At 70.0% G+C, this 19,037-nt stretch carries 20 protein-coding genes; 9 read left to right on the top strand and 11 right to left on the bottom strand.

The genetic code is table 11. The annotated features are described in order from the left end of the window. Positions 1-38: 38 nt before the first annotated feature. The 3 genes from BLS56_RS19425 to BLS56_RS19415 all read right to left on the bottom strand — a co-directional run bounded on the left by BLS56_RS19425 (position 39) and on the right by BLS56_RS19415 (position 2,318). Entirely contained in the window at positions 39-1,391 is a 1,353-nt protein-coding gene (locus BLS56_RS19425) for a WXG100-like domain-containing protein (protein ID WP_091452870.1), read from the bottom strand. After that, positions 1,388-1,696 (bottom strand): type VII secretion target, encoded by a 309-nt coding sequence (locus tag BLS56_RS19420; protein WP_091452867.1) that lies wholly within the window; start codon positions 1,694-1,696, stop codon positions 1,388-1,390. The genes BLS56_RS19425 and BLS56_RS19420 overlap by 4 nt, the downstream gene beginning before the upstream one ends. Positions 1,697-1,874: 178 nt before the next feature. Then, positions 1,875-2,318 (bottom strand): YbaB/EbfC family nucleoid-associated protein, encoded by a 444-nt coding sequence (locus BLS56_RS19415; protein WP_228771763.1) that lies wholly within the window; start codon positions 2,316-2,318, stop codon positions 1,875-1,877. Positions 2,319-2,491: 173 nt separating this feature from the next. On the opposite strand from BLS56_RS19415, the gene BLS56_RS19410 reads away from it, so the two are divergent. The 4 genes from BLS56_RS19410 (at position 2,492) to BLS56_RS31605 (ending at position 6,057) form a co-directional block, all read left to right on the top strand. Beyond that, complete coding sequence (locus BLS56_RS19410) at positions 2,492-3,415, top strand: ABC transporter ATP-binding protein (protein ID WP_228771762.1); 924 nt, start codon at positions 2,492-2,494, stop codon at positions 3,413-3,415. Continuing rightward, positions 3,412-4,596, top strand: a complete 1,185-nt coding sequence (locus tag BLS56_RS19405; protein ID WP_091452862.1) for an ABC transporter permease — start codon at positions 3,412-3,414, stop codon at positions 4,594-4,596. The genes BLS56_RS19410 and BLS56_RS19405 overlap by 4 nt, the downstream gene beginning before the upstream one ends. 61 nt (positions 4,597-4,657) lie before the next feature. Further along, entirely contained in the window at positions 4,658-5,440 is a 783-nt protein-coding gene (locus tag BLS56_RS19400) for a cutinase family protein (RefSeq protein WP_175482928.1), read from the top strand. 458 nt (positions 5,441-5,898) lie between these two features. Further along, the gene (locus BLS56_RS31605; protein WP_175482927.1) at positions 5,899-6,057 is read left to right on the top strand and encodes a DUF2147 domain-containing protein; all 159 of its coding nucleotides are present in this window, start codon (positions 5,899-5,901) and stop codon (positions 6,055-6,057) included. Between the two features lie 62 nt (positions 6,058-6,119). On the opposite strand, the gene BLS56_RS19395 is transcribed toward BLS56_RS31605, so the two are convergent. Further along, positions 6,120-7,436 carry a citrate synthase gene (locus BLS56_RS19395; protein WP_091452858.1) on the bottom strand — a complete coding sequence of 439 codons (1,317 nt, stop codon included), beginning with the start codon at positions 7,434-7,436 and terminating at the stop codon, positions 6,120-6,122. Between the two features lie 192 nt (positions 7,437-7,628). After that, positions 7,629-8,252: a TetR/AcrR family transcriptional regulator gene (locus BLS56_RS19390; RefSeq protein WP_091452856.1), complete on the bottom strand. Its 624-nt coding sequence runs from the start codon at positions 8,250-8,252 to the stop codon at positions 7,629-7,631. Between the two features lie 96 nt (positions 8,253-8,348). On the opposite strand from BLS56_RS19390, the gene BLS56_RS19385 reads away from it, so the two are divergent. Both BLS56_RS19385 and BLS56_RS19380 read left to right on the top strand, forming a co-directional pair. Then, on the top strand, positions 8,349-9,494 hold the full coding sequence (locus BLS56_RS19385; protein WP_091452853.1) for an acyl-CoA dehydrogenase family protein: 1,146 nt from the start codon (positions 8,349-8,351) through the stop codon (positions 9,492-9,494). 146 nt (positions 9,495-9,640) lie between these two features. Further along, positions 9,641-10,231: a hypothetical protein gene (locus BLS56_RS19380; RefSeq protein WP_091452851.1), complete on the top strand. Its 591-nt coding sequence runs from the start codon at positions 9,641-9,643 to the stop codon at positions 10,229-10,231. On the opposite strand, the gene BLS56_RS19375 is transcribed toward BLS56_RS19380, so the two are convergent. Both BLS56_RS19375 and BLS56_RS19370 read right to left on the bottom strand, forming a co-directional pair. Beyond that, positions 10,228-11,445, bottom strand: a complete 1,218-nt coding sequence (locus BLS56_RS19375) for an amidohydrolase (RefSeq protein ID WP_091452849.1) — start codon at positions 11,443-11,445, stop codon at positions 10,228-10,230. The two genes, BLS56_RS19380 and BLS56_RS19375, sit on opposite strands and share 4 nt — an antisense overlap. A gap of 2 nt (positions 11,446-11,447) precedes the next feature. Next, positions 11,448-12,353: an aldose 1-epimerase family protein gene (locus tag BLS56_RS19370; RefSeq protein ID WP_091452846.1), complete on the bottom strand. Its 906-nt coding sequence runs from the start codon at positions 12,351-12,353 to the stop codon at positions 11,448-11,450. A 58-nt stretch (positions 12,354-12,411) separates the two neighbouring features. On the opposite strand from BLS56_RS19370, the gene BLS56_RS19365 reads away from it, so the two are divergent. Both BLS56_RS19365 and BLS56_RS19360 read left to right on the top strand, forming a co-directional pair. Further along, complete coding sequence (locus tag BLS56_RS19365; protein ID WP_091452844.1) at positions 12,412-12,987, top strand: TetR/AcrR family transcriptional regulator; 576 nt, start codon at positions 12,412-12,414, stop codon at positions 12,985-12,987. Then, entirely contained in the window at positions 12,978-13,808 is an 831-nt protein-coding gene (locus tag BLS56_RS19360; protein WP_091452841.1) for an MBL fold metallo-hydrolase, read from the top strand. The genes BLS56_RS19365 and BLS56_RS19360 overlap by 10 nt, the downstream gene beginning before the upstream one ends. A gap of 95 nt (positions 13,809-13,903) precedes the next feature. Here BLS56_RS19360 and BLS56_RS19355 read toward each other — a convergent pair whose 3' ends face one another. Further along, complete coding sequence (locus tag BLS56_RS19355) at positions 13,904-14,881, bottom strand: cation diffusion facilitator family transporter (protein WP_091452840.1); 978 nt, start codon at positions 14,879-14,881, stop codon at positions 13,904-13,906. Between the two features lie 129 nt (positions 14,882-15,010). On the opposite strand from BLS56_RS19355, the gene BLS56_RS19350 reads away from it, so the two are divergent. Next, positions 15,011-15,280, top strand: a complete 270-nt coding sequence (locus BLS56_RS19350) for an ArsR/SmtB family transcription factor (protein ID WP_091452837.1) — start codon at positions 15,011-15,013, stop codon at positions 15,278-15,280. 4 nt (positions 15,281-15,284) lie between these two features. Here BLS56_RS19350 and BLS56_RS19345 read toward each other — a convergent pair whose 3' ends face one another. The 3 genes from BLS56_RS19345 to pdxH form a co-directional block, all read right to left on the bottom strand. Further along, on the bottom strand, positions 15,285-16,682 hold the full coding sequence (locus BLS56_RS19345; RefSeq protein ID WP_091452834.1) for an APC family permease: 1,398 nt from the start codon (positions 16,680-16,682) through the stop codon (positions 15,285-15,287). A gap of 127 nt (positions 16,683-16,809) precedes the next feature. Continuing rightward, positions 16,810-18,093 carry an MFS transporter gene (locus BLS56_RS19340; protein ID WP_091452831.1) on the bottom strand — a complete coding sequence of 428 codons (1,284 nt, stop codon included), beginning with the start codon at positions 18,091-18,093 and terminating at the stop codon, positions 16,810-16,812. Positions 18,094-18,157: 64 nt separating this feature from the next. Further along, positions 18,158-18,817: a pyridoxamine 5'-phosphate oxidase gene (pdxH, locus tag BLS56_RS19335; protein ID WP_091452828.1), complete on the bottom strand. Its 660-nt coding sequence runs from the start codon at positions 18,815-18,817 to the stop codon at positions 18,158-18,160. Between the last annotated feature and the right edge of the window lie 220 nt (positions 18,818-19,037).

Genomic DNA, 19,037 nt, shown 5'->3' with positions numbered 1-19,037 from the left:
AGGCGCGATGCCCGCCAACCCGCGGCCGTGAACACGGATCACTCAGCGTCGAACGCGCCATCCAGGGCCGCCAGCAGCGAGCCCCACCGCGCGAGGAAGTACCGGATTCCGGCGAGCAGGTTGTCGACCGGCTGCCAGATGTCGCCGTGGCCGGGGACCTGGTGCCGCTGGAACACCGGGTCGGTGATCTGGGTGAGGCCCTTGGCCGGGGTGCCATCGGCCGCGCCGGGAGCGTCGAGGTTCATCGCGTGCGGATTGCCGCCGGAGGCCCGGTCGACGATGCGCGCGATCTGCTCGGCGTCGATCTTGGCCGGGTCGACGCCGTGGCTGACCAGGATCTCGACAGCCGACCCGATCCACCGGGCGCGGTCCACCCTGGACGCGGGCACGCCCGGGTCCGGCGGCGGGCCGCTGGGGCCGTAGGAGGGCGGGTTGGGCTGCTGGGACGGGACCGCGGACCGCTGGTAGGTCGGCCCCGGGCTGGTCGCGCCGAACTGGAACTGGTTGGGGCGGTAGTCCGGCGCGGCGGTGCTGGTGTAGGCCGGGCCCGCCGTGGCCGGGGTGGTGTAGCGCCGGTCGGCGGCGGCGTCGATGCCGGAGGTGTCCACCGGGGCCGCCTGGCGGGTCGTGGCGGTCGGGGACTGGTTGGCGCGGCCGCCGATCGTCTCCAGCAACTGCTTCACGGACTTGGCCAGCGTCACGATCTTCTGAACCGTGGCCATGATCTTCCGCAGCGAGGAGATGAACTTCTGGACCTCGCCCATGATCTTCCGCGCGGTCCGCACCGCCTCGGCGACCGAGCGCGCGATGCCCTCTGCGATGCTCGCCCCGAAGCTCAGCCAGGACTTGGCCAGCGCCTCGATGATGATCGTGATGACCTTTTGGACGCACGAGTCGATGAAGTCGAGCACGGCCTTGCGCACCTCGGCCAGCAGCTTGCCCGCGCCGCTGATCGCCGCGCCGACGCCCCGGCTGACCTCGGCGAGCGCGTCCAGCCCCTCGGCCTGGGTCGCGGCGGCCCGCCGGTACGCCTCGCCAGCCGAGCCATGCCAGCCGCCGGTCTCGGTCGGCACGGCCTGGCGGTAGGTGTCCGCCGCCGCGACGAGTTCGTCGCCCGCCCTGGCCCAGCCCCGCGCGCTGCCCGTGATCGAGTCCGCGTCGCCGAGCAGCGCGTCGAAGGGCTCCCGCAGGAACGAGATGTGCTGGATGATCCAGCCGAACCCGGCGCTGCCCACCGCGCCCAGCGGGTCGCCCGCGATGCCGATCACGTCGAGGGCGACGTTGGTGACCGACAGGCCCGCGTCGAGCCAGTCGCCGCGCTCGATGGCGATCTTCGCGCCCTTGACGTCGGTGGTGAGGTTGGCCGCGGCCTGCTCGCCGGTGATGGTCACGCCCCAGCCTCCCGGCCAGCGAACGTCGCCGCGTTCCCGGCGTCGGTCCGCTCGTACTCGCGCGCGACGGTCTCCAGGCCCGCCCGCACGTCGTCCACGGCCGTGGCGACCTTCCGCACGCCGTCGAGCACGTCCCCGCAGGCGCCCGTGATCGCGGTGGCGAAGAACTGGCCGATCAGGCCGTAAGCGCCGTCGGACACCGACCGCGCGGACCCGGTGGCCGAGCCCACCCGGGTCGAGATGGTCGCGACGGTGTGCGCGTGGACCCGCACCGCCGCCACGTCGACGTCAAAACCGCTGCCCATGTGCCTGGCTCCTAGGTCCTGTCTCGAAGTACTGGTGCGTGTCAGTCGTGATCGGGGTGGTTCCTGGCGGTGCGGCCGCCGGCGCCGCTCGTACCGGTGTCGTACTTGGGTGTCGTGGCCGTGCCGTCAGGGGCCGCATCCGGCGCGGCTGGCGTGTGCCGGTACTTTGAGGCAGGGCCTAGTTGACGACTTCGGGTGGGTTCTCGAAGTACTCGTCGTCGCCGCGCGTGTCGCGCAGGAGTTCGAGGTTCGCCGGATCGTCCGTGCCGTCGCCTGCGAACCCCTGCGGCAGGTGCGCCTTGACGACCTCCAGCGCGGGCGAGTCCCCGACGAGGTCCCGCATGGCCGCGACGACGTGCGCGCTCGCGTCGCGCTGCGCCTGCCGGGTGACCGCCAAGATCACCCGGGCGAGGTGCTCCGGCTCCATGTCCCGGACCCCGGGCCGCAGCACCAGCCCGGTCGTGGCGCCGTTCGCGCCGACCCGGACGGTGATCTCACCGTCCGGCGATGTGGCCGAGCCGCCCACCTCCCGCAGCGCCTCGTCCGCCTTCCGCGCGCTCGCGGCGGCCTTCTTCAGCGTCTCGTCGTACTGCGCGAGCCACTGCTCAGGGTTCGTCAACACCCCTCCAATGGTCCATCCCGGATGATCCGCCCCACTGTGACGGAGAATCCTCCGATCGGTTCCCCGCCGGGCCCGAAACGATCAACTCGTTTGCAGGCGCACCGGCCAGTCGGTTCACCGGCCCGCGAACCGGGATACTGGGGCGGACAGCGTCAGGCAGGGGGACAACGGTCGTGCTGGAGATCGACGCGCTGGAGATCGACGCACTGGAGATCGACGGAGTCTGCAAGCGCTATGGCGACGTCGCCGCCTGCGACCAGGTGAGCTTCCAGGTGCGCGCTGGCGAGCTGTTCGGGTTCGTCGGCGGCAACGGCGCGGGCAAGACGACCACCATGCGGGTGGTGCTGGGGGTGGTGGCCGCCGACGCGGGCGAGGTGCGCTGGGCGGGCGCGCCGCTCGACCACGCGACCCGCCGCCGGTTCGGCTACCTGCCGGAGGAACGCGGCCTGTACCCGAGGATGCGGGTGCTCGACCAGCTGGTCTATCTCGCCGAGTTGCACGGGTTCGGGGTGAACCAGGCCCACCGCGCCGCCGAGGACTGGATCGCCCGGCTGGGGCTGCGCGAGCACCGCGACGCCGAGGTGCAGCGGCTGAGCCTGGGCAACCAGCAGCGCGTGCAACTCGCGGCGGCGCTGGTGCACGATCCGGAGGTGCTGGTGCTGGACGAGCCGTTCTCCGGTCTCGACCCGCTCGCGGTCGACGTGCTGGCCGCGGTGCTGCGCGAGCGCGCGGGGGCGGGCGTGCCGGTGTTGTTCTCCAGCCACCAGCTGGATCTGGTCGAGCGGCTGTGCGACCGGGTCGGGATCATCCAGCGCGGCCGGATGGTGGCCTGCGGCACCGTGGACGAGCTGAGAGCGGGCAGCGGGACCACCGTGGTCGTGCACGCGCCCGGGGCCGCGCCAGGCTGGGCCGACGGCCTGGCTGGCACGACCGTCGTCGGTGTCCACAATGGACGCGTCCGGCTGCGGCTGGCGGACGGCGTCGACGACCAGGCCGTGCTCGCCGCCGCCCTGGCCACCGGCCCGGTGCGGGAGTTCAGCCACCACCGCCCGTCCCTGGTCGAGCTTTACCGCGACGCGGTCGGAGACGGCTCGTGACCGCGCGGCGGGCCGTGTGGCTGATCGCCCGGCGCGAGCTGCACGCCCGGCTGCGCACCCGCTCGTTCCTGATCGGCACCGCGGTGTCGGTGGCCGTGCTGATCGGCTTCGTGCTGCTGCAGAGCACGGTGTTCGGCGCCGCGAACGTCACCCGGGTCGGATTGTCCGGCCAGGCGACGGTTCTCTCCGGCTCGCTGGGCGAGGAGGCCCGCACCCGCGGCGTGGACGTGCGCGCGTCGACCGTGCGCGACCCGGTGGCAGGCGAGGCGATGGTGGCCGATGGCGACCTGGACGCCCTGGTCACCGGTCCCCCGGCCGCGCTGCGCGTCGTCGTCGGCGACACCCTGGACGAGAACCTGCGGCGGGCCCTGAACGCGTTGGTGCAGCAGGAAGTCCTGCGCGCCCAGCTCGCCGCGGTCGAGGAACTCGACCCCGACCAGGTGCTCGCGACCGTCGCCGACGCGGGCGTCGACGTGCGGTCCCTGCACGCCCCCGACGCCCAGCGGGACCAGCGGCTCGCGGTGGCGCTGGTGATCGTCGCGCTGCTGTACCTGTCGCTGCTGCTCTACGGCACCATGGTCGCCCAGGGTGTGGTGGAGGAGAAGTCCAGCCGGGTCGTGGAGATCCTGCTGGCCACGGTGCGCCCGTGGCAGCTGTTGCTGGGCAAGGTGATCGGCCTCGGCCTCGTCGGCCTGGCGCAACTCGCGGTGATCGGCGCGGTCGGGGTCGTCCTGGCCACCGCGACCGAGGTGCTGACCATTCCCGGCGCGGCGCTGGGAACGCTGGTGTGGGGCCTGTTCTGGTATCTGCTGGGCTATCTGTTCTACGCGTCGGTCTTCGCCGCGGCGGGTTCCCTGGTGTCGCGGCAGGAGGAGACGCAGGCGGTGCTGCTGCCGGTCACCTCCGTGCTGGTGCTGGCCTTCGTGCTCGGCCTGGGGCTGCTTACCCGCTCCCCCAACGGAACCGCCACCGCGGTGCTGTCGGTCCTGCCCCCGTTCGCCCCCATCCTGATGCCCGGCCGCATCGCCCTGGCCGAGGCGCCCGCGGGGCAGATCGCCCTGGCCGCCGCGCTGACCCTGGCCGCCGTCGCGCTGCTCGCCCGCCTGGGCGGGCGGATCTACGCTGGCGCCATTCTGCGCACCGGTCCCCGCATCCCCCTGCGCGAAGCCCTGCGCGGCTGACGCCCTTTTTGTCACCGAAGTGTGGATGGTCTTCCCGCACGGAAAACCCGATAATGCGTTCATGATTCCCGGGCGGCTCCGCGCGATCGCCTTGGCGGCTGTCTTGGCCGCCTGTTTCCTCCTGGCGCCCCAGGCGGAAGCCACACCGTCCCGCTGCCTGCCCCTGCACGTCTACGCCGTCCGCGGCACCGGCGAGACCGGCCCGCTCGGCACGCAGATCTCCGCCATCGTGGACGCCCTCCGCGCCCAGCGGCCCTCTGGCGTCAGCGCGCAAGGGAATCAGTACCCGGCGGTCCTGTTCGACACCGGCCTGTTCGTCATCGGCAAGCCATGGTGGTACGTCCTCAGCGTCCGCGACGGTGTCCGCCGGATGCACGACGACCTGGCCGCCCTGCGAACCGACTGCCCGGCCAGCGATGTGGTCGTCATCGGCTACTCCCAGGGCGCCGACGTGGTGCGGCGGGCGTTGGCCACCGAACCCGCCCCCGCCCACAACCGCTACCGCGTCTTGCTTCTGGGCGACCCGAACCTCAACAGCGCCGAGACGACCATCCGCATGGTCAACGACCTGGAGGATCTGATCGACACGCTGCCGTCGATCTCCTTGGGCTTCAACCACTTCTTCTTCGACCAGCACCCAGAAGGCCCGTTCACCCTCGGCCCGGTCCCGCCCTTCCCGCCCGGCTGGCCCGCCGAGTCGCTCTGCTGGCGCAAAGACCCCGCCTGCGGCGGCGGCGAGGGCGGACTTCCGTTCGAGTGGCGGGTGAACGGCGCGCACGAGCAGTACCGCACCCGCGCCGCCGAGTTCGCCACCGCGTTCCTCACCTGGTCCGACACCAACTGACCAAACACCCATGTGGCCTATCGGCCGCGCCCAAACGGCCCAGGAAGATTGCTGATCACTTCACTCCCAGGGCTTGCCGGTAGCGCACAAGATCGCCCGCCGCGCGACCCCCGACGGTCGCAGAAGCGCGTCATCAAGCACGAACAGCCCGACCACACGGGCGGAACGGGCCGCGGCCGCCAGCAGAGCCGATGGCCACCGGTGCCCAGATCGCGCCGAAACCAGAGAATCGCGGGCGAGTCGGCCGCGACGCCACCCACGCGTCCCGCACCTTCAGCGGCACTGCGATCCGGATGCGGACACCGATCTCCGAATCCGTGACCCGCGGCTCACTCCGGCCTGGTTTGCGCTGCCCCTTCCCGGGGCACCTTCCGCATCGTCCGCCCGTCCGGCTGTTTGACATCCGCCCGGGCGGCCCTGAAGATCAACTCGACACCCCCAGGCGAGGAGCCACACCAGTGCGCACCATCAGCAAGGTCATCATCACGGCGGCGGCCCTGGTCCTGACCGCCCCCACGGCAAGCGCCGACCCGATCGAGACCGGCGGCGGGAGCCAGGTGGTCATCCCGGTCAACATCCCCGTCACCATCCCGATCAACCTCCCCATCACCTTCTGACCAAGCCGCCAACGCGAGAAAGGGCCGCCCGGGAGACCGGGCGGCCCTTTCTCGCGCCTGTCTTAACGCTCGCTGACCGTCTTGTAGTCGCGTTCGGTGTGGCCGATGTAGACCTGCCGGGGGCGGCCGATCTTGGTGGCCGGGTCGTTCATCATCTCGCGCCAGTGGGCGATCCAGCCGGGGAGGCGGCCCAGGGCGAACAGGACCGTGAAGAACTTCGTGGGGAAGCCCATCGCGCGGTAGATCAGCCCGGTGTAGAAGTCCACATTCGGGTAGAGCTTGCGCTGCACGAAGTAATCGTCGCCGAGGGCGTGCTCTTCAAGCTGCTTGGCGATGTCCAGCAGCGAGTCGTCGCCGCCGAGTTTGGTGAGGATGTCATCCGCGGTCTTCTTGATGATGGCGGCCCTCGGGTCGTAGTTCTTGTAGACCCGGTGGCCGAAGCCCATCAGCTTCACACCGTCCTCTTTGTTCTTCACCTTCTTCACGAACGACTCCACGTCGCCGCCGGAGTCGCGGATGCCTTCCAGCATCTCCAGAACCGCGCTGTTGGCGCCGCCGTGCAGCGGGCCGAACAGGGCGTTGATCCCGGCGGAGACACTGGCGAACAGATTCGCCTCCGACGAGCCGACAAGCCGGACCGTGGAGGTCGAGCAGTTCTGCTCGTGGTCGGCGTGCAGGATGAACAGCAAATCGAGCGCGCGGACCAAGTCCGGGTCGACGTCGTAGTTCTCCGCGGGGAAGCCAAAGGTCATCCGCAGGAAGTTCTCGACCAGCCCCAGGGAGTTGTCCGGGTAGAGGAACGGCTGCCCGACCGACTTCTTGTACGCGTACGCCGCGATGGTCGGCAGCTTCGCCAGCAACCGGATAGTGGAAATCTCAACATGGTGGGAGTCGAACGGCTTGAGGCTGTCCTGATAGAAGGTGGACAGCGCCGACACCGCCGACGACAGCACCGGCATCGGGTGCGCGTCACGCGGGAAGCCGTCGAAGAACCGCTTCAGGTCCTCGTGCAGGAGGGTGTGCCTGCTGATCTTGTGGGTGAACTCGTCCAGCTCGGTCCGGCTCGGCAGCTCGCCATAGATCAGCAGGTAGCTGACCTCCAGAAAGCTCGACTTCTCGGCCAGCTGCTCGATCGGGTACCCGCGGTAGCGCAGGATGCCCTTGTCGCCGTCGATGTAGGTGATCGCCGATGAGCAGGCGGCGGTGTTGACGAACCCAGGGTCGTAGGTGACCAGGTCTGTCTTGGCCAGCAGTTTGCCCAGGTCGACGCCTGATGTGCCGTCGGTGGCGGCGACGACGCCCATCTCGTGCTCGCCGCCGGGGTATCGAAGGGTGGCGGTCTGCTCGGTGCCGGTGGGCACAGCGGTCCCGTCGGGCATGCAAGTACCTCTCACACTCGGGCAGGGCGGCGGTGACGGCCGAGCCGGTACGGCCCTGGTCGGGTGCGGACGCGGCTCGATGAAGCCACAGCGCAGCACCGCCCCATTGGGGTCCTGAGCCTCCTACGCTAGTGCTCGACGCGCATTACGGACAGCCGTGACGAGACCCGAGAGGCACTGTTGGGACACGTATCACAGGCCGCGGCGCGATTCGGCCTGTCCCATGGCATTTCCGCCGGGGGCGAGGCCGCCGAGGATGAGGTCGGCCAGCCCGGCGAACGCCTCGGCGTCGGACACTCCGGCCCGCGCGCCGAGCACCCCGGCCTGGATGCCCTCGATGAGCCAGCCCGCCATCTCGGCGACGAGCCGCGCGTGCACCTCGCGGAAGACGCCGTCGGCGACCCCTTCGCGGATGAACGCGCCGATCCGGGCGGCGGCGGCCTCGGCGTTGCGCCGGTACACCTCGCGGGTCGCCGGGAACTCGGAGACGTCGGCGACGAACTTGGCCGAGGCGACGCCCAGTTCCTCGGCCGCGCCGGACAGGTACCGGGTGATCCGCTCCGCCGCGTCGGCGGCCCCCGCGACCCGCTTCTCGACGCGCTCGGTGGCCACCCGGAAGAAGTGCCCGACCACCTTGCGCGCCAGCTGCTCCTTGCTGGGGGCGAGCGCGTAGAGCGTCGACTTCGAGCAGTGCAGCCGGGCGGCGAAGTCGTCCAGGGTGGTCTCGGCGAACCCCTCGGCGAGGAAGACGGCCAGCAGCTCCTCCAGCAGGGCGGTCTGCCGGGCGGTCGGGGCGCGGCGGGTGGGGCGGCTCATGCCACAGCGTATCGACAGCACACGAGCCACAAGAGTACTCTCAGGCGTCCTACAGTACTGTTCTCAGTACCGTTCCGCCGCTCTTGAGGACCCGCCATGCCTGCCGAGCGACTGCTGCCCACCACCGAGGCCGAGGACCTGCTCAAGCTCACCCGGGAGATCGCCCGGGACGAGCTGGCCCCGCTGGCGGCCCAGCACGAGGACCAGGCGCGCTTCCCGCGCGAGCGGTTCCGGCTGCTCGGCCGCAGCGGCCTGCTCGGGTTGCCCTACCCGGAGCGGTGGGGCGGCGCGGGGCTGCCGTATGAGGTCTATCTGCAGGTCGTGGAGGAAATCGCGGCGGCGTGGATGTCGGTCGGCGTCGGTCTGTCGGTGCACACGATGTCCTGCTACCCGCTGGCCGAGCGCGGCACGGACGAGCAGCGTGACCGATTCCTGCCGGACATGCTCGGCGGCGACCTGCTCGGCGCGTACGCGCTCTCGGAAAGCCACGCCGGTTCCGACGCCGCCGCCCTGTCCACCCGCGCGCGCCGCGACGGCGACGACTACGTGGTCACCGGGACGAAGGCGTGGATCACCCACGGCGGCCAGGCCGACTTCTACACGACCATGGTCCGCACCTCCGACGACGGCAGCCGCGGCATCAGCTGCCTGCTGGTCGACGCGGCCACCCCCGGCCTGAGCGCCGCGCCACCCGAACGCAAGATGGGCCTGACCGGCTCCACCACCGCCCAGATGCTCTTCGACGGCGCCCGCGTCAGCGCCGACCGGCTGCTGGGCGCCGAGGGTGAGGGCTTCAAGCTGGCCCTGGACGCGCTGAACTCCGGCAGGCTCGGCATCGCCGCCTGCGCCGTCGGCCTTGCCCAGGCCGCGCTGGACGAGGCCGTGGCCTACGCCAGGCAGCGCACCCAGTTCGGCCGCTCCATCATCGACTTCCAGGGCGTGGAGTTCCTGCTGGCCGACATGGCCGCCGCCGTGGAGTCCGCGCGCGCCACCTACCTTGAGGCCGCCCGCAGACGCGACCGCGGCCTCCCGTTCGTCCGCCAGGCCGCCATCGCGAAACTCGTCGCCACCGACGCCGCGATGCGCGTCACCACCGACGCCGTCCAGGTACTCGGCGGGGCAGGTTACACCCGCGACTTTCCCGTCGAGCGGTACCTGCGCGAGGCGAAAGTCACTCAGATCTTCGAGGGCACTAATCAAATTCAACGCGTGGTAATCGCCCGTCAACTCAAAGGACGCTGAACCCGCGGGCAAACAGGGGAATCGACGCAGGTGACGGTTCTCTGAACAGGTCGAAAACTCGCGCCCGGGTTCGCTTACACAGTCAAGTTCTGCAACGATCCCCCCGTCATGGGAACCTCCGCTTCGACCTCACCCGAGGGTGACCAATGAGCGACCCGATTCTGGCCGAGCGTGTCGTGGACCTCCTGGCCCGGCGAAAGGCTCCGGCTGTCGACGGCCACCGTGAAACCCACACCGCACTGACCGACACGGTCACCCGGCGGCTGCGCCTCATGCGCCTGGCCGCCGCTCTCGACGCGTTCGACACCGAGCCGGATTCAGGGCCGCGGCGGCGGGCCCTGGTCGATCTGCTGGACCGGCAGTTCGCCCAGGACCCGGCGTTTCACGAGACGGTGGCGGAGATGGTGCGGACGGTGGCGCCGCCGGACCGCGGGGACGAGCGGGTCGCGGTTCGGCGGGCCGCGGTCGGGGTGGCCGCAGCCCTCGCCGCGGTGGTGCTGGTCATCGGCGCGCGGGCGGCTTACGTGGCGGTGGCCGACGGCGCCGAGTCGGGTGGGTCGATGCCGTGCCACACGTTCTGGTCGCTGCCGGAGGCCGAGCAGCGCGCCCTGCTCGCGGAGCTTTACCGCAGCCGGAACGAGCCGCTGCGGGCCACCGAGCCGTACATCGTGGCCAGCGTGCTCTATAGCTGCGGGCAGAACCCGGACAGCACTGTCGGCGAGATCGTGAGCGCCTAAAGCGTGTCCCGGTAGAACGGGTCGAGGGTCACGCCCGCGCGCGCGTTCTCGTCGTAGTGGTAGACCTCGCGGCCGTCGACGAACACGCGCATCGCCCGGCTCATCACGTCCAGCGGGTCGCCTGACCAGATGACCAGGTCGGCGTCCAGGCCCGGCTTGAGCGCCCCCACCCGGTCGGCCAGGCCGAGCATCTCCGCCGGGTTGACCGTGATGGAGCGCAGCCCCGTCTCCACGTCCAGGCCTTCCTTGACCGCGAGGGTGACCTGGTGGACGAGGAAGTTGATCGGCACGACCGGGTGGTCGGTGGTGATCGCGATCCGCACTCCCGCGCGGGCGAGGATGCCCGGCCCGCGCAGGGTCCGCTGCCGCACCTCCACCTTGACCCGGCTGGTGAACAGCGGTCCGATGACCACCGGGACGTCCCGCTCGGCGATGAGGTCGGCCAGCAGGTGCGCCTCGGTGCCGTGGTTGAGCACGAGCCGGTAGCCGAACTCGTCGGCCAGGCGCAGCGCGGTGGCGATGTCGTCGGCCCGGTGCGAGTGCTGGCACCAGGGCAGGTCGCCGTCGAGGACCTTGACCAGAGCCTCGTTGGTGAGGTCGCGTTCGAACGGCTTGCCCTCGGTCTCCGCGTGCGCCTTGCGCGCCCGGTAGTCCTGCGCCTTGGTAAGCGCCTCCCGGATCACCGCGGCGACGCCGAGCCGGGTCGAGGGCATGGTCTTCTTGTCGCCGTAGACCCGTTTCGGGTTCTCGCCGAGAGCGCTTTTCATGCTTACCGGCTCGCGTAGCAGCATCTCGTCCACGGTCCGGCCCCACGCCTTCACCGCGACGGTCTGTCCGCCGATGACGTTGCCGGAGCCCGGTTTGACCACGATCGTCGTGACACCGCCCGCGAGCGCGTCGCGGAAACCCTCGTCGTCGGGGTTGATGGCGTCGACGGCGCGGACCCGGGCGGTGTTCGGGTCGGTCATCTCGTTGGTGTCCTGGCCCGCCCAGCCCTCGCCTTCCTCGTGCACGCCGAGGTGCCCGTGCGCCTCCACGAACCCGGGCAGCACCCACGACCCGGAGGCGTCGACGATCTCCGCGTCGTCGGGCACCTCCACGTCCGCGGCCGGACCGACCGCGACGATCTTGCCGTTGTCGATGAGCACCGTCCCGCCGTGCAGCGGCGGGCCCGCGACCGGAACGACGTATCCACCTGTCACCGCGATAGTCATGATCAGGACATTAGCGGCGTGACCCCCCAGGAACCGCGCCATTCTGCGCCTGGGGCGACATCGAGCAGGTCGATGCCGGAGTTCAGCGCGTCCGGCGGGCAGGTCATCGGCTCGATGGCCACCGCCCGGCCGTTGTCCTTGCCGGGGAACGAGTCCGGTGTGTAGACCTGCACCCACTTGAACACCGGTTCCGCCCACACCTCGACCCCACCTCCCGGCCCGCGCAGCGAGTGCCGCACCAGCCCGTCCGGCCCGGGTTCGCACCCGCCGAACGCGTCGTCGAGCGTCACCCCGCGCAGCGCCTGCCCGCCCGCGAAGTCGTAGCCGTCGATCGGGACGGGACCGCCGGTGGGCACCATCCGCTCCGGGTCGAGCGGGAGGTGGGTGGTCGCGGCGAGCCGCAGCGCGCAGTCGTCGCCGTCGGCGTTGCCGGGCCGCGGATAGGGATGCGCCCCGACGCCGAACGGCATGACCCGGTCGCCCAGGTTGCGCACCCCGTGGGTGACCGTCAGCCCGCCGTCGCCCAGCTCGTAGGTGATCGTGGTGCGGAACGGAAACGGCCACCCCGGCTGCCCGTCCACGCTGACACCCAAGGTCACCGCGGACTCATGCCGCTCCACGACCTCCCACTCGGCCCGCCGCACCAGCCCGTGGCTGGCGTTCCCCCGCGCCGGTTCGGTGACCGCGAGCCGCAGCGTCTTCCCGCCATAGGCCCACTCGGCCCCCGCGACCCGGTTCGGCCACGGGACGAGCACCGCGCCCGCCCCCATCGGCGGGGCCTCGTCCGCGCCGAAGGTCTCCAGGTAAGCCACCCCGTCGACCGCGAACCCCCGCAGCGTCGCGCCCCGCGTGGTCACGACGGCCCGCGCGCCGCCCTTGCCGATCTCCACCTGCTTGGTGCTGTCCATGTCCGCATAGCGTACGGAGCCTTGCACTCACTAGACCGGTCGCCATAGTATCGGTCGCATGGCACGGAGAACGGACACCAGAGAGCGCACCCTGCGCACCGCCGCGCACCTGTTCCGGGCGCAGGGCTACCACGGCACCGGGGTGAACCAGGTGCTGACCGAGGGCGACCTGCCCAAAGGCTCCCTGTACTTCCACTTCCCCGGCGGCAAAGAGCAATTGGCGTCGGAGGCGGTCGAACTCGTCGGTGGAGAACTGCGGTCCTGGATCGAGGCCATCCTCGCCGATGCCCCAGACCTGCCCACCGGCGTCATCACCATCACCGAGTCGATGGCGGAACACCTCGCCGCTTCCGACTACCGCAACGGCTGTCCAGTTGGGACACTCGCCCAAGCCGCCAACGACGTGGAGGGGCTACGCGCCGCCTGCGCCGACATGTTCGCCTCATGGCACACCGTCATCCGAGACCAGTTGACCCAGCACGGTTTCACCGAAGCGGATCACCTGGCCACCACGCTCATCGCCGCCATCGAGGGCGCCCAACTCCTGGCCCGCAACCAGCGCGACACCGCGCCGTTGCACGCCGTCGGCGCCATGCTGGCGCACTTGCTGAAGGGACAGAGGACATGCGCGTGACCCACCTGGACTGCGGCCCCATGCGCCCACCCGGCGGCCGCCTGCTCGACGGAAAACCCGGCGTCTTCCGATCCGCGGAATTCGTCTGCCACGTCCTGCTGATCGAGTCGGAAGACGGTTTGGTGTTGGTGGACACCGGTTTCGGCCTGTCCGACCTCGCGAACCCACCGGGCTCCCTGCCCCCGCTCTTCGCGAAGATGATCCGCCCCATCCCCGACCCGGACAATGCCGCCATCAGCCGGATAACGGCACTCGGCTACGACCCGTCCGACGTCCGCCACATCATTCTGACTCACCTGGACCTCGACCACGCGGGCGGCCTCCCCGACTTCCCCGACGCCCGAGTCCACGTCTACGCCCCAGAACACCAAGCCGCCATGACCCGAAAATCCCGAGCCGAACGAGACCGCTACCGCCCAGCCCAATGGGCACACGGTCCCAAGTGGGAAATCCACACCCCCCAGGAAGGCGGCGACGAGTGGTTCGGCTTCAACGCCGTCCGCACCCTCACCGGCCTTCCCGAAGACTTCCTCCTGGTCCCCCTACCAGGCCACACCCAAGGCCACACCGGCATCGCCGTCCGCACCGAAACCGGCTGGCTCCTCCACGCGGGCGACGCCTACTTCACCCACACCGAAATGAATCAACCCCCGTCTTGTCCCCCACTTCTGCGCGCCTTCGAGAGCCAGGCCCAGATGAACGCCCAAGCCCGCCACACCAACCAGAACCGCCTCCGCGACCTCGTCAAGACCCACTCCCCCGAGGTCACAGTCTTCTCCGCCCACGACGCCACCGAACTAGCCCGCCTCACCACCTCCTGACGTCCTGGACGCGTCGGAGCGGACCGCGCTTCCTCGCGCCCCGCCGCGGAGCCGGGTGAGACTGGGGTCAGGAACCGCCGTGAGCGGTTGCGCCGCTACCTCAGGTGGTGGGCCAACGCGGCATGGTGGTCGTGGGCCGGGTGGTCGGGGTCCGGGTGTGGGGCAGGGTCGATGTGGATGGTGACCTCGGCCAAGTGCCGCAAGGAATGCCGCAAGCGGTGTTCGGCCTCGACCGCCACCGTGTGCGCCGCCAGAAGCGTCGAGTCGGCGTCAGCGACAATGGTGGACTCGGCGAACAACCGATGCCCCACCCACCGCAACCGGACAGCGGTGACTCCCCGCACCCCAGGCGTGTCGGCGAGCGTCAACTCGGCCCGGTCCACCAGTTCAGGGTCAACCCCGTCAAGCAACCGCCCGAAGACCTCACGGGCGGCGGCCCGCAACACCAGAACGATCAGCACGGTCATCCCCAGTCCCACCACCGGGTCGGCATAGGGAATCCCGGCCCAAGTCCCCCCAGCCGCCAGCACGACCACCAGGCTGGTCAACCCATCCGTCCGAGCGTGCAACCCGTCAGCCACCAGCGCGCCCGACCCGATTTCCCGCCCAACCCGAATCCGGTACCTGGCCACCAGTTCGTTCCCGAGAAACCCGATCGCCCCAGCCACCGCCACAAGAGCGAGATGCTCGACAGCCCGAGGCTCGATGATCCGCGAAACCGCCTGATACCCGGCCGCGCACGCCGACAAAGCGATCAGCACCACCACAACCAGCCCCGCCAAGTCTTCTGCCCGCCCCAGCCCATAGGTGAACCGCCGGGTAGCCGCCCGCCGACCGAGGGCGAACGCGATCGCCAACGGCACAGCCGTCAACGCGTCAGCGACGTTGTGCAGAGTGTCACCGAGCAGTGCCACAGATCCCGACAGTGCCACAATCACCGCCTGCGCGGCAGCGGTGACCAGCAGCACCCCGAAGGAGATCCACAGCGCCCGCATTCCCCGCGCGCTGGTTTCCAGCGCAGAATCAGAGTGGCGATGTCCGTGGCCATGCCCATGTCCGTGTCCGCGTGCCATGCCACCGAAGATACCTGCATACCTAGTTGATTGTGAAGGTGTTGCGTGCACTCCCTCTCGTCCCCCGGGCACGACAGCACAGGCGACCCGACAAAAGCCCAGGTAGATGCGGCTGTTGGCCTGTTCGCGATGCTTTCGGACGCCACCCGGTTGAGGATCCTGTGGGCGCTCCGCGACGGCGGTGAACGCGACGTCACCACGCTGGCCGAACTGGCCGAGGTCGGCCCCACCAGCGCCAGCCAGCACCTGACCAAGCTGCGCCTGGCCGGTCTCGTGGCGACGCGGAAGGAGGGCAGGCGCGTGTTCTACCGCGCCCGCGGCTCGCATTTGCGCAAGCTTCTCGACGAAGCCCTCTTCCGCGCCGACCACGAGACCAGCGGCCTACCGGACGACGACTGAACCGCTACTTGGACAACTTTTCCGCGTCGAACTTCACCTTGCCGACCACAAGCCGGTTGACTCCCCACAGCAGCACGCCGACTCCGAGCAGGATCGCCGCGATCCCGTACTCCCGCGCGGGCCGCCCGGACAGCGGGCTAGCCAGGTAAGCGCACGCGATGGCGCCGATCAGCGGCAGCGCGGTCGGCGCGCGGAAGTGCTTGTGCTCCACCTTTTCCTTGCGCAGCACCAGAACGGCGACGTTGACGACCGTGAACACGATCAGCAGCAGCAGCGAGGTCGTGCCGCCCAGCGCGTTGATGTCGACCAGCGCCACCAGCACCATCGCGATCGCGCTGGTGAACAGGATCGACACCCACGGCGTGCGGCGGAACGGGTGCACGGTGCCGAACGCCCGCGGGATGATCCGCTCGTTGGCCATGCCGTAGACGAGCCTGCTGGCCATCAGCATGTTGATCAGCGCCGAGTTGATGACCGCGAGCAGCCCGATCAGCGCGAACACCCACAGCGGGAACCCGGGCGCGCCGACTTCCAGCACCTTGAGCAGGGCGTCGCTCTTCGCCGCGGACAAATCCTTGGCGGGCACCAAAAGCGAGGAGGTGAGCGCCACCAGCACATAGATCACCGCGGCGATCCCCATGCCCAGCAGCATGGCGCGCGGGAAGATCCGCACCGGGTCGCGGCACTCTTCCGCCATGTTGACCGAGTCCTCGAACCCGACCATGGCGAAGAACGCGAGCGCCGTTGCCGAGGTGACCGCGATCAGCGGAGTCTGCCCCACGGTGTCGATGTGCGTCAGCCGCGCGGGTTCCCCTTCGCCGTTGGTGATCGCGTAGAACCCGACCACGATGATGATCAGCAACCCGGACAGCTCGATGAACGTGAGCACCACGTTGGCCCACAACGACTCCGCGACTCCCCGGAAGTTCACCGCGGCGAGCAGCAGAATGAACCCGAGCGCGATATACACGGTCGGAATGGTCAACGAGTCGCCCATCAGCTTCCGCAGATAGGTGTTCCCGAACGCCTGCGCGGCCGACGCGGCGGAGGTGATGCCCGAGGACATCACCGCGAAGGCCACCATGAAGGTGAGAAACTGGATTTTGAAGGCACGGTTGGCGTACAGCGCCGCCCCCGCCGCCTTGGGGTACTTCCCGACGAGTTCCAGGTAGCTGAACGCCGTCAGGAACGCGACCGTGAAAGCCAGCAGGAAGGGTAGCCAGAGCGCGCCCCCCACCTTCCCCGCGACCGTTCCAGTGAGCGCGTACACGCCGGTTCCGATGATGTCGCCGACGACGAACAACAGCAGCAACCCGGGCCCGATGACCCGTTTGAGCTCCGGTTGTCCCTCATCGCCCGCTGTCTGTGCCATGGTCGCGGGCCCCCGCGTCTGATCCGCCATGATCGGAAGTGTGCAGGGGTCGGCGGCAAGAAACAATCCAACCTGATCATGCACCCGTGACCTGGTGGTTCGCGCCCAAGCGCTCGGCTCCCGGACGGAGCGGCGGTCAACCAGTCCACCGCCCGACTCACCCCGCGAGCCGATACCTCCAGAACGACGGCACAGCCGCCACCGCCGCGATCGTCAGCACGACCACCAACACCCCGCCCACAGTCGTGGCCACCGCGGTCCCGAACGCCGCCCCGCCCCAGCCGTGCAGGACGTCCGCCACCCGAGGGCCACCGGCGACGACCACCGTGAACACCCCCTGCATCCGCCCGCGCATCTCGTCCGTCGCCTCGGTTTGCAGCATGGAACCGCGGTGCACGGCGCTGATCAGGTCGGCGCCACCGCCGAGAGCCAAAAAGAGCACCGCCAGCCACAGCGAGTTAGACAGGCCGAACCCGACTACCGCGAGCCCCCACGCGCACACCGCCACCGTGATCGCCGCGCCCTGCCTGGCGATCCGGGCGAACGCGCCGGAGAACAGCCCGAACAGCGCCGACCCGATCGGGATCGCCGCGAACAGCCAGCCCAGGGCGATTCCGCCGCCGGGTGGGTCGCCGAAGGTGCGTTCGGCCATCTCGGGGAACAGCGCGCGCGGCATTCCGGCGGTCATGGCGATGATGTCGACCAGGAACGAGACCAGCAGCAGTTTGCGCACGGCGAGGTAGCGGAATCCGTCCGCGATGTCGCTGATCCCCGCGCGCCGCGACGCGCCCTCCCCCGGCCGGATCGCGGGCAGCAGCGACACCAGCGCCAGCGCGCCGAAGAGCGCCACCGTGTCCACCAAGTACAAAGTGGACAGTCCGAGCACCGGGATGAGCGAGCCCGCCATGAGCGGGCCGAACACCATTCCGAACGTCAACGTCGTGAAGTTCAGCGCCACCGCGGGCGGCAGCAACGCGGTGGGCACCAACCGGGCCACGGCGGCGCTGCGGGTGGGCATGTTCACCGCGACAAACGCCTGCCCCACGCCCAGCAACACCAGGATCAGGGCCACCGAGTCGAAGTGGAGGAACGCCTGCAACCAGAGCAAACCGGACGCCACCGCGACACCCAGGTTGCTGACCAGCAACACCGTGCGCCGGTCGAACGCGTCGGCGATCGCGCCGCCCCAGAGGCCGAAGACGAGCAGCGGCACCAGTCCTACCGCACCGGTCAGCCCGACGTAACCGGAGGACCCGGTCAGGTCGTAAATCTGCTTGGGCACGGCGACCGCGGTGAGCTGGCTGCCCACGGCGGTGACCGCGGTCGTCAGCCACAGTCGGCGGAAATCCCGAATCCGCAGCGGGCGGGTGTCGATGACGGCCTTGCCGAGCAGCCTGCGGGCTCGGCCGCGCCGCCCCCGGGTTTCCGCGTCGGTGCTCACATCACCCGAGCTTAGGGCCGCTAACGACCTGTCCGCCTGGGGTTTCCCGCCTGCCGAGACGGCATCACGGGCCGAGGCGCTCGACCTTCCAGCCGTCCCGGGAGAGCTTGAAGCGCAACCGGTCGTGCATCCGGTCGCGGCGGCCCTGCCAGAACTCCACCAGCTCCGGCTGAATCCGCCAGCCGCCCCAGTGCGGCGGCACCGGCACCGTCTCCGCGTCGGCGAACCGGCGCTCCACATTGGCCAGCGCGGACTCCAGCGCCGCCCGCCCACTGACCACGATGGACTGCGGCGACGCCCACGCGCCAAGCTGCGAGCCGCGCGGGCGCTTGGCCCAGTATTCCGCCGTTTCCGCGCTGCGGACCTTCTCCACGGTGCCGCGCACCGTCGCCTGGCGGTGCAGGCCGTACCAGGGGAACGTCGCCGACGCGTAGCGCGTGGCCATCAGGTCGTGGCTCTTCGCCGAGGTGTAGTTGGTGAAGAACACCAGCCCGCGCGCGTCGAGCCCCTTGGCCAGAACAGTTCGCGAGGACGGGAACCCGTCGGCGCCCGCGGTGGCCAGGACCATGGCGTTCGGCTCGGGCAGGCCCGCCTGCGTGGCCTCGTCCAGCCAGCGCTGCAACTGCTCGTGCCAGGTATCGGCGAGGTCGTACTCCGACAGCGCGCCTTGCTCGTAGGCGACCCGCATGGTCGGAAGGTCAAGAGCGATTTCGCCGTCAGCCATGCCGCATCTCCTCAGACCGCGCGGGTGTGTGGTGGGGGCCTCACCGCTTGACGGTACGGGGAATCCAGGTGAACGGGAACCGCTCGGACGGTGACAGGTGCCACCCGAGCGAGGAAATGTTGTGTTCGTTTGTGACGCAATGGCGCGACCGCACAATCTGGATCGTTTCACTGGATCGTGACCGAAGACACCGCTGTGAACGATTGCTAACGTGGAAAAC

Origin of the sequence: Actinokineospora iranica (genome assembly GCF_900101685.1) — a bacterium.
In the GTDB taxonomy this organism is placed as follows: Bacteria; Actinomycetota; Actinomycetes; order Mycobacteriales; family Pseudonocardiaceae; genus Actinokineospora; species Actinokineospora iranica.
The sequence above is the reverse complement of the archived record's forward strand: the minus strand, read 5'-3'. Positions and strand labels throughout refer to the sequence as shown.